Source organism: Vibrio sp. HI00D65 (assembly GCF_001635455.1).
Lineage (GTDB): Bacteria > Pseudomonadota > Gammaproteobacteria > Enterobacterales > Vibrionaceae > Vibrio.
Map to the genome: position 1 here is coordinate 1 of NZ_LWEH01000434.1, position 273 is coordinate 273.

A 273-nucleotide genomic window follows, 5' to 3' on the forward strand; every position below is an offset into this window, starting at 1 on the left:
GTATGGTAGACCATACAGTAGATCGAGAACGATCGGTGCTTGCTCAGTGCGGCTTAAAGAGCTGATACGTTCTAGAACCACTTCACGGTCATCTAAACGTTTCGCGCTGCGTCGTACTTTGGTGTTGAAACTTTGAATACCAAATGAGAATCGGTTGAAGCCACCTTCAAGTGCACAATCAAACATGTCATCACCGAATCGGTTGATGCGCCCTTCTAAGGTCATTTCAACATCATTGGCGAGTGGGAAGTACTGGCGAATAGCCTTGCCTAA

The 273-nt window shown here is 46.5% G+C and carries 1 pseudogene; it reads right to left on the reverse strand.

Going from position 1 to position 273, the window contains the following annotated elements:
• Positions 1-273: pseudogene (locus tag A3712_RS21745) on the reverse strand (heme anaerobic degradation radical SAM methyltransferase ChuW/HutW); the annotation flags it as partial.